The sequence below is a fragment of the Nonomuraea turcica genome (genome assembly GCF_030718205.1).
Classification (GTDB): Bacteria; Actinomycetota; Actinomycetes; order Streptosporangiales; family Streptosporangiaceae; genus Nonomuraea.
Genome location: NZ_JAUZQF010000066.1, coordinates 1 through 8,160 on the forward strand (window position 1 = coordinate 1; position 8,160 = coordinate 8,160).

The window sequence follows — 8,160 nt, forward strand, 5'->3', positions numbered from 1 at the left end:
GGCCCCTGGTGGTGAAGGTTGATCTTGGTCGACAACCCTTCTACCAGGGGCTATCTGCGTTGCGGATCAAGGATGATGATCTGCAACGGACCCGTGACCTGCAGCGTCACGGTGGAATGGGCTCACTGACGGTGGCGCTACGGGCGGTGCGCAGAGTGTCCAGGGAGACGCCGACGCGCCGGGCGAATTCCACCCCTCCCATGCGCAGCTCGGTCATCCTGCGCTGGATGAGGTCGACGTCAAGCATGGGGCATCTCCTGTGCGCTCTCGCGCCCGGCTACGGGCTGTGACGAGGCGGGATGGATGGGTTCGCCCACTTTCCAGCAGGTGGTGCGGCGCAGCCAGGAGCGATGGTGTTCGGCATGTTCCTGGAGCGATGGCACGGTCAGGGCGCAGGCGCGTGCCGAGATCAGCAACTGCTGGCCCCGGCTGCCGAGGCCTTGTTCGAGCAGCGGCTCTTCATCGTGATGGCCGGTGAGGAGCAGGAAGGCGCGTGCTGCGGCCAAGATGCCGCGCGCGTAGACCGGTACCCGGTAGGTGATGGTTTCCTCCGGCAGGACAAGTCCATCTGCCGCTTGCGTGCCTTCGCGGATCTCGATCGTGGTGGCGTCGGGGCTGAGTGCCGCAAGGGGAATCGCCTGCAGGTCGTGCAGGCGGGCCCCGGTGAACAGGGCCGTGGCCAGCGCTGCGGCGTGGACGGGGTGGGCCAGATGGGTGGCGATGCGCTCGGCGTCCTCGGCGGTCAGCTGGGCGATGAGACCCGGGCCTGCCGGGCGGCCCATCAGGATCGGCACCGTCAGCAGGTAGCCGTGCAGGAATAGGCCTGCTTGCGCACCGCGGATGCGGGCGATGGCGTGCTCTCTGGTGGGGCAGTCGGCGATGAGGTCGGTCAGGAACAGGCGTAGGGGGTGCAGGGCGCCGATGCGGTACGGGTAGGGGTGATCGGGCGCGATCTCCTCGGGCAGGCGGTGCAAGATGCTGGCCCGGTCGCGCACGTGGCCGGTCATGGCCCCCCAGTGCGCCGGCCGGGTTGATGGAAGCCGGCGTGTGGCCGGGGCGCGGGCCAGATCGCCGTGCCGCAGGAGCCAGGTGCAGGCGAGGTCCAGGCCGTAGGTGTAGACGCCGTCGACGTGCTGGAACTGTGACAGGCTTAGGCGCCGGTAGGCGTCGGCGCGAAAGCGCAGGAAATCGCTGGTGGGCAAGGCTGGCAGGGTGACGTCGTCGAGGTCGGGGTCGCCGCGGGCGGGCTGCGGGCCCCGCTCGGCGCAGTGCAGGACCTGCCGGGCGGGTACGGCGCTGTGCCACGGTTTGCGTTCCAGGCGAGCGGCGGCTATCGCCGGCCGTAGGCGGTCGGCCAGGTGGAACCCGGTGGCGCCGGGAAAGCAGGCCGTCCAGTCCTGCTCGGCCCGGGCGTGCCAGACGACGATGAGTTTCGCGCCACTCTCGTGAGCCAGGCACACCAGGCGTGCCCGCTGGGCCGCTGAGAGCAGGTGGGTGCGCACCGCGATGATCAACCACGTGTGGGATCCGATCAGCCACGCGGTGGCCGCGGCCACCGCGTGCTCGCCTCCGGCGCGTCCGGACAGGGTGGCGGCCTGGTCGGCCGGCTTGCCGAGGGCGATGAGCACGTCCAGGCAGAGTTGGCTGTCGGTGGAGGCGCCGGGCGTGGGGTGCACGGTGACACATCCGGCAGCGGGATCGTGGGCGGCCAAGGCTTGGTGGAGGCAGTCGGCGTCGTCGTGCGGGTCAAGGACGATCGTGACCGGGGCGGCGGCCGTCGGCTGCGGTGAGGGCGGCGATGGCTGGGGCAGGGCCTGGCTCATGTCAGGTGGCCCAGACGGGCGAACACGCGGCGTATCGCCACGCGGTCAACACATTCCTGGCCCAGCTGCGCCAGCAGACGCAACAGCTGGTGGGTGATCTTGGCCCAGATGCGGAAGTTGCCGCGTGCCGCGTGGCGGTAGACGAAGTCGATGTCGGCCGGGTCGGCCGCCGCCCAGATCGGATGGAAGGCGGGGATGACCTCGTGGACCTGCTTCTTGGTCAGTTGCTGGTATTCCTGCCACACGTAGATGCGCGAGGCGAGCATGGGCTGGGAGTCCAGCGCCTCGTAGCATTTGTCCCCGCCCACGAACACGACCGCGAGGTCGGTTTCCTGGTCGTCCCACAGGTGTCGCCAGTATTCGAAGCACTCGGTGGACAGCCATTGCGCTTCGTCGCACACGAGTATGCGGAATTCCTCGGCCAGCACGTTCCTGAGCAGTTTGTCGAATTCAGCGGGCCGGCTGGGCATGCGGCCGCCGATCTTCAGCGTCTCGAACAGCTTGTGCCGGATGTAGCGCGGGGTGGGCCGCTCGCGGAATTGGATGCGGTGGAACTGTCCGGGGGCCAAATCGCGCAGTGAGGCGTTGACCGCGAACGTCTTTCCCAGTCCGGCGTCGCCGTACACGCACATCATCGCCTTGGCTTCGATCACCTCGCGCAGGTTGTCCCGCGTCATCAGCAGTGCCTTGGTCGCCACCACCTGCGCGTCCGGAAGATTCAGGAAGTGGTCGGCGCGGTCGCAAGGAAGCAGGTCGTCTGCCGATACGGACATGGATACCCCTTCAGTCGGTGGTGGCGGCGAAGATGACTGTGGCATTGGTGCCGTCGCGCAAGTGGCGCCAGTACTCCACGCAGCCGGTCGACAGCCGTTGCGCCGGGTCGTAGATGATGATCGGGCAGGCGCGCGCCAGTTCACTGCGGATCAGATGGTCGGCCTGTTGAACGGCCTCGGCCGGCCTCCTGTCCGGCGGCTGTGGCAGTGCCAGCGCCGCGATCAGGCGCGCGTATGAAGGTCAGCGTGGGCCTTAGGTGAAGGGGCAGCTCATGCAGGACCCGGGGAACAAGCGTGCGCAGGCCCGCGGCGAGTTCCACTCGCTGCTCGACAGTGCCGTGGATGAACAGCATCGTCCCTTCCTTGATCACCGCCCGTAGTGGGCCGTAGGCCAGCCGCTCCATCGGGAGGAAGATCACCGGTCCGCACGGCAGGTCCAGCGGCACCCGCTCGCGCCGCACGTAGGGATGCGCACAGCTACGCCACGGCATGACACCCCAACCTTCCCGGCTCACCCCAGCGGGAGCCAGAACGAAGTGGACAACAGGGAAAAGAACGCCCCGCAGGCTGCTTTCGCCGCTCTAGGCGGATTCCGTTCGCGCTTTCCGGGCCAGCGGCGACACCCAGCCGGCCGGGAGATCCTCATCGCGGGGTGGCGCATGGATGGCCAGCGCGGCCATCGCATCCCGATTGAGCTCCCGGGACTCGGCGTTGGCTTCCTCGGCCGCCAGAACCGTCATGCGCCGGGGAGGCTCGGCCGAGGTGACCGGGCGGTAGCGCGCCTTCATGGTGCTCGCGGCCTTCTGCTGTGTCGCGCGAGTACGCTTCTTTGTCCGCGCGCGGGCACGCTGCATATCGGCTCGGTCTTCGGCGTTGGACCGGTCGGACAGGAACGCCGACCCCAGATAGTGGTCGTCGCGGGCGTCGAACACCTCCACCTCGTCCTCATAGTGAGGCAGCAGCCGCACCTTGACCTGGATACCTGCCCGGTCGGTCATCCAACCAGCGACATAGCGCAGGTTCCTGCCCCGGCTGATGCCCTTGGAGGTGATCATGCGCATACTCTTGTCGTCCTCCAGCGTCAGCAGCCGCAACTCCTCACGGGCGATCTCGGTGACCAGGGCAGGATCGTCGTGCCAGGCCTGAGCGGGCGTGGTGCCCAGGGTCTCGACGACGTGTTCGTTGTTCCACCAGTTCACCCAGGCCAGCAGGCGGTCGACGAATGCGGCGAAGGGCAGCGGCGGCTGATCGGGATCGATGTGCTTGCCGTTGATCAGACGCTGACGGTGGGTATGGCGCGGCAGCCCGGCGAAGAACATCTTCTCCGCAGCGCCGTTCAACGCCTCCACCGTCCCCTTCAGATGCGCCATGTAGCCCGGTACGGGATCGAGAATCACCGCGAGCTGGCCCAGCGCCGTGGCCACGACCTTGGAGCCGAAGTCTTTCCCCTGGTCAACGCGGATACGCTCGGGCAGCCCGCCGAACGGCAGATGCGGCTCCTCGGTCGAGATGGCGCTGCGCAGGGCGAGCAGCACACTGGAGCGGTTGGGGGCGTCCGCGCTCACCGCCAGCCCTGGAATGATCTTGGTCTTGGTGTCGATGAACCAGGTCACCCAGGGCTTGAGCAGCCGTCCGTCGAGCTCGACCTCCACCGACGCCTCGACATGGTCACCCTCCCATGCCGCGTTGCGGTGTAACGGCGGGCGCTTCAGGTAGACGAAGTGCGCGCGTTGAGCCCGCTCACCATCGCGCAGCCCTGCCCGCTCGCCTGGGCTGAGGTCCCGCTTCAGCGCCCGCCGCAACGTGCTCAGGCTGGGAGCTGGCGGCCCGCCGGCGTCGGCCTCCTCGACCAGTTCCCGGTGCACCGCCGAGACGTTGCCCTGCCAGAAGGCGTACTTCACCCGGATCGCTTCGGTGGCCTCGAAGTGAGGCCGGGGCTTGCGCTCGCCGTTCGCCTTCTCCAGCCAGTAGTAAACGGTTCGCGGGCAGCAGCCGAAGCAACAGGCGACCGTGCGGACCTGCTCGCTGGTCAGGCGTCCTTGATGACGCAAAGCAAGCAAGTGCCGCACCGCCGACGCGCGCAGCTCATCGGCTTTTACCGCGGACGCATCCGCCGCTGGCCGTTCGGCGAGCATCGCAGGAGCCATTGGTTCTCCTTTCCCAGCCCTCACGGCGAAGGATGCACGTGTGGACCGAAGAGCAGAGCCTTCCGCCATGGTTTTACCGCGTTTCTTGAGCGCCGCATAGAGCGAATGCGGTTTTTTCATCAGGATCTCTCGATTTCTGCTCGAGTCCCGGCGAATATGAGGATGCCCGGACAGGGAAGCGCCGGAACGCGAAAACTGAATTACTTTCATTTCTGTCGAGTGGATGGAGGGATGGACATTGGCGTCTCGTAAGTCTCGAGAAAGGACACGAAAGTTATTCGTCTCTGGACCCAGGGACGGAAACGGTGCGGTAACACCGAAGGCGCCGGGCATCGCCCAGCCGGCCACCCAGTGGCTCGCCCGCTGGTCCGTGCAGGATCGTCACCTGCTTTCCATCGTCGAAGCCATCGGAGCGCACGCATCGTGTGGCACGCCATCGCCAAAAGGCATGGCCATGTCCACCGAGCTTGCTCGCCGGGTTGCCTGTCACAGTCTCGGAGTCCTCAGGACCCGCCCTGATTCGCGGTTGCGGGTCGCATTCCCGGTGCCCATGCCGCTCGCCGCCCAGCCACCGACGCATCCGCATCACCGCCGCGCCGACGCCATCGGTCCGCCCATCGACCGCTGGTGGCTTGCCGAACTGCCCGAGTTGCCGCCACCTCTTCCCGCCCGGGCAAGCGCTGCCCCGGCCCGCGCCGACGCCGAACCAGACATCCTGCCGCGCATGGTCGCGGCTCCCGAACAGCTACGCGTGGCCACCCTCACCTGGGTGGGCTCGGACGGGCGAGCCATCCGCGCCACCGAGGCGAGCCGTGTACGCGCACGGTCATGGTGGCTGTGGTGGGTGCAAGCGCGCGGCCTGCAGACCTCCGGCGGCCGCCTGTTCGTCACCTCCTGCCGGGCGCCACTGCATCGCACATACACCGGCGAGTTGCGGCGGCGCAGCGACCGCTGGCCAGCCATCGCGCTGAGCGGCCCCCTCTCGCCATCTGTCCTGCGGCGCAGCGCGGCCGCGGCGCTGATACACGCCGGCGAATCCCCTGCCGTGAGCCGTGCCCTGCACGGCCGCGCAACAGGAGGTGGCATCGGCCGTGCGGTGATCTGCAACGCGGCCCAACGCTGGGACGCTCGGCCGCCGGTCATTCTGGCACAACGCATGCGCAGGTACAGGTGATGAGCGGCTCCGGCAGCCCGCGGCTGCCGGGCACCCTCACCGGTCCCCCCGAGGCGGCCACCCCCGGCACGCCTTGCGATCCACCGGCCACACCGCGCAACAGCCGCGATGCACTCAGCATCAAGCAGATCCTCCAGGACCACGGCGGCCCGTTCAGCTCTCTGCGGGACATGCCCGGCCTGGGCCCGGCGCACGCTGGCGCCAGTGGTGTCTCCATAAGCACGATCCGCTGCGTCGACGTACGCGTCTCGCCCCGCGACTTGCATGTCTGGTACAGCCTGCAGGCCTGGCTGCTGAGCTGCCGGTCCGACACCACCAGGCGAGGCTATCTGCGGGGCGTAGCGGCCTTTCTCAACTGGCTTGGCGAGACCACCGTTGGATCGGACCTGTTCGGTCTCACCGCACACGACCTGGCGGCCTATCGCGACCATCTCGTCCGCAACGGGGTTGCCCACCACCTGGCGGCCATCAGATCGTTCTACCAATTCAGCGTGCGCCACGGCCTCATCGAGGCCAATCCGGCCGTCGGCCTCACGGTGCCGCGCCCCGTGCCCAGAACCAAGCCCGCGCCTCTCACCCCAGCCGAACGCCAGCAGTTACAGTTAGGATGCGCCCGCCTGGCCAGCAAGTGGCCCAGACACACCGCGGCCATCGCCCTGCTCAATGAGGTCGACATCACCATCGACGTCGTCGCCGGACTGGATACCGGCCAGATCCTCGACGTCCTCGCACCGGACGGCGGCCAGAGCACAGTCATCGTCATCCCGCGCGACGATGGGCACGACGAGGTGATCTCGCTATCCTCCTCCACCCGCGCCGTTCTGCAGCCGCTCCTGGCCATCCGCCGTCTGGCCGACCCGCTGATCCGGCAGGGCGACGGCAGCCGCATCAGCTACGACTGGGTCCACGCCGCCCTGACCGATGTCGCGCGGGCCGGCGGGCTTCCTCGCGAGCGAGTCAGGCAGTTGCGTCCCTCCATGCTCCGGCCCGCCGCTGCGCCTCGCAAACCGGACCGGCCGCGGCCGCGCGCGGCGCCCATTTCCAAGAGCCTGTGGAAGCAGGTGGCCCACTTGCTCCCGCAACGGCGAGAGACCGGGGGCAGACGGGTCGACGATCGCGTCGTCCTGGCCGGCATCCTCTACTTGATGGCTGGTGACACCCCCTGGCACAAGGTGCCGCGCTCCGCCATTGGATGCTCCTCGGAAACATGCCAGAAGCGAATCCAGGATTGGACCGACGCCGGCGTGTGGCCTCGTATCCATCACCTCCTGCGTGATGAACTTCGTATGACGGGCCGCTTGCCGGCAGGTTATCCGGCCGTTGATGCGCCGCTGTCCCAGAAGGCACGGCGGTAGCCCTGTTCGCCCGAAACTGACCGGATCTGGCCGCGGGACCGCGGCCACGTGTGCTCAAAGCCAGTCGAGCCATCGCGAATTTTCCAGCGAGCTCCCGATCAGCGCTGGCCGACGCACACCCTCCCCGGAGCCATAGGCAGTGAGCTAGTCGATTGCAAGGTGATGACCGTTCCCGCTGAAATTTACGTGACCATTCCGCCTTGACCTGCAGATAATCACACGATTTCACTACGAAACGTCATTAAGATTGCAGTGGAAAGGCCGCGCGGGAAAGAACAAGCGCCTAGGTGATCAGCCTCGATGATCTTCGGCCGTGGTGGAATAGTGCCTTGACCTGGGCACTGAAAGGCATTGACCAAGTGCCATTGCAATTTAAGTGACCAGTCCCAGGTGAGGCCGATCGGCTTCGTACCGAGCTCACCAACGCCACCAGCGCGCTGCGCACCGCTCACCAGCAGCGCGAGGAGGCCGTCACCGCCGCCGCCGTGGCACAGGCTCTGCTGCATGAGCAGGAGATGTCACGCCTACCCCGCCCTGTCGGCCCCGATATAGGTCACCCCGCTCCCACCACTGCCGGCCATTAGTTAAACGGACCAGGGTTGCCGAGGTGGTTGAGACTGGCGTCCATGGTGATCTTCTTGTCGTGTTGGCTGTTACAGCGGACGAATGTGATGTACGTCTCCCCGTTTGTGCCCGTACACCTGGCGCATCCGGGCGCGATCTACTGTCGGCGATTGGTTGTCTCGGCCTATGACCGGTCATACCGGAGGAGATCGCCCGGTTGACAGTCGAGGGCATCGCACAGGCGCACGAGGGTGGAGAAGCGGATCGCTTTGGCGTGGCCGTTCTTCAGGATTGACAGGTTGACGACGGTGATCTGCACTCGGT

Annotated in this window: 9 protein-coding genes; 2 read left to right on the forward strand and 7 right to left on the reverse strand. The window is 67.2% G+C overall.

Features of this window, described 5'->3' with window-relative positions:
* Positions 1-106: 106 nt before the first annotated feature.
* From Q9G87_RS60015 to Q9G87_RS60035, 5 genes are all read right to left on the reverse strand, one after another.
* Positions 107-247 (reverse strand): hypothetical protein, encoded by a 141-nt coding sequence (locus Q9G87_RS60015; RefSeq protein ID WP_305925634.1) that lies wholly within the window; start codon positions 245-247, stop codon positions 107-109.
* Positions 240-1,823, reverse strand: coding sequence for a hypothetical protein (locus Q9G87_RS60020; RefSeq protein WP_305925635.1), 1,584 nt, complete (start codon positions 1,821-1,823; stop codon positions 240-242). The genes Q9G87_RS60015 and Q9G87_RS60020 overlap by 8 nt, the downstream gene beginning before the upstream one ends.
* Positions 1,820-2,596, reverse strand: a complete 777-nt coding sequence (locus tag Q9G87_RS60025; RefSeq protein ID WP_305925636.1) for an ATP-binding protein — start codon at positions 2,594-2,596, stop codon at positions 1,820-1,822. Before Q9G87_RS60025 ends, Q9G87_RS60020 begins: the two co-directional genes overlap by 4 nt.
* 140 nt (positions 2,597-2,736) lie before the next feature.
* Positions 2,737-3,087, reverse strand: a complete 351-nt coding sequence (locus Q9G87_RS60030) for a hypothetical protein (protein WP_305925637.1) — start codon at positions 3,085-3,087, stop codon at positions 2,737-2,739.
* A 90-nt stretch (positions 3,088-3,177) separates the two neighbouring features.
* Complete coding sequence (locus Q9G87_RS60035) at positions 3,178-4,665, reverse strand: Mu transposase C-terminal domain-containing protein (protein WP_371826029.1); 1,488 nt, start codon at positions 4,663-4,665, stop codon at positions 3,178-3,180.
* Between the two features lie 604 nt (positions 4,666-5,269).
* Between Q9G87_RS60035 and Q9G87_RS60040 the strand changes: the two genes are divergently transcribed.
* A complete protein-coding gene (locus Q9G87_RS60040) occupies positions 5,270-5,917 on the forward strand; it encodes a hypothetical protein (protein WP_305925639.1) in 648 nt (215 codons plus the stop codon).
* The gene (locus Q9G87_RS60045) at positions 5,917-7,272 is read left to right on the forward strand and encodes a transposase (protein ID WP_305925640.1); all 1,356 of its coding nucleotides are present in this window, start codon (positions 5,917-5,919) and stop codon (positions 7,270-7,272) included. The genes Q9G87_RS60040 and Q9G87_RS60045 overlap by 1 nt, the downstream gene beginning before the upstream one ends.
* A gap of 215 nt (positions 7,273-7,487) precedes the next feature.
* Here Q9G87_RS60045 and Q9G87_RS60050 read toward each other — a convergent pair whose 3' ends face one another.
* Both Q9G87_RS60050 and Q9G87_RS60055 read right to left on the reverse strand, forming a co-directional pair.
* Positions 7,488-7,778, reverse strand: coding sequence for a hypothetical protein (locus Q9G87_RS60050; RefSeq protein WP_305925641.1), 291 nt, complete (start codon positions 7,776-7,778; stop codon positions 7,488-7,490).
* Between the two features lie 242 nt (positions 7,779-8,020).
* On the reverse strand, positions 8,021-8,160 hold a 140-nt coding region (locus Q9G87_RS60055; RefSeq protein ID WP_305925642.1), incomplete at its 5' end, for a helix-turn-helix domain-containing protein.

Coding starts and splice junctions, on each gene's coding strand:
- Q9G87_RS60030 (WP_305925637.1), bottom strand. CDS start 3,087: ATGCCGTGGCGTAGCTGTGCGCATCCCTACGTGCGGCGCGAGCGGGTG.
- Q9G87_RS60050 (WP_305925641.1), bottom strand. CDS start 7,778: ATGCAGCAGAGCCTGTGCCACGGCGGCGGCGGTGACGGCCTCCTCGCG.
- Q9G87_RS60025 (WP_305925636.1), bottom strand. CDS start 2,596: ATGTCCGTATCGGCAGACGACCTGCTTCCTTGCGACCGCGCCGACCAC.
- Q9G87_RS60015 (WP_305925634.1), bottom strand. CDS start 247: ATGCTTGACGTCGACCTCATCCAGCGCAGGATGACCGAGCTGCGCATG.
- Q9G87_RS60045 (WP_305925640.1), top strand. CDS start 5,917: ATGAGCGGCTCCGGCAGCCCGCGGCTGCCGGGCACCCTCACCGGTCCC.
- Q9G87_RS60020 (WP_305925635.1), bottom strand. CDS start 1,823: ATGAGCCAGGCCCTGCCCCAGCCATCGCCGCCCTCACCGCAGCCGACG.